The sequence below is a fragment of the Streptomyces sp. DH12 genome (genome assembly GCF_020873895.1).
Lineage (GTDB): Bacteria > Actinomycetota > Actinomycetes > Streptomycetales > Streptomycetaceae > Streptomyces.
This window is the reverse complement of record NZ_JAHWGT010000309.1, coordinates 1-693: the sequence shown is the minus strand read 5'-3', so window position 1 is coordinate 693 and position 693 is coordinate 1. Positions and strand designations below refer to the sequence as shown.

The 693-nt window shown below is 74.9% G+C and carries 1 pseudogene; it reads left to right on the top strand.

The features are described from left to right. Nucleotides 1-227 precede the first annotated feature (227 nt). Nucleotides 228-693, top strand: a pseudogene (locus tag LPA54_RS34220) (FAD-dependent monooxygenase); the annotation flags it as partial.

Below are 693 nucleotides of genomic sequence, written 5' to 3'. Positions count from 1 at the left end.
AGTAGTTGCCGCCCTGCGACTGGAAGCCGTTGCCGATCAGCTTGCCGTCCTTGTCGGCGAGCGCGGTGAAGCCCTGGACGCCGCCGATGGCCCGCGCGGCGCCGGGCACCACTACGCCTCCTCCTCACGCTCGACGCCGGCCTTCCCGGACACTCCGCGCGGCCGTTGACACCCGGGCGTGCGCACCCGGAAACTCGCGTTCTGCCGCGGGCGAAGGGGGACGGCCGATGCGTACCACCGTGGGGATCGTGGGGGCTGGTCCGGCCGGGCTGCTGCTGGCCCGGCTGCTGCGTCTCGCCGGCATCGACTGCGTCGTCCTGGAGTGCCGCGACCGCGCCTACGTGGAGCAGCGGCAGCGGGCCGGGGTGCTGGAGCAGGGCACCACCGACGTGCTCCGGGCGGCCGGCGCGGGGGAGCGCCTGGACCGCGAGGGCCTGCGCCACGAAGGGATCGAGCTGCGGTTCGGGCGGCGCCGCCACCGCATCGGCTTCCCGGACCTCACCGGCGGCCGCCGTGTCACCGTCTACGCCCAGACCGAGGTCTGCAAGGACCTCATCGCCCTCGCCGAGGCCGACGGTCCCCCCCGTGCTCTTCGAGGCGGAGGTGCTCGCGGTGGAGGACGCGGACGCCGACGCCCCGCGTGTCCGCTTCCGACGCGACGGCCGCGAGGAGGTGCTGGAGTGCGCCTACGTG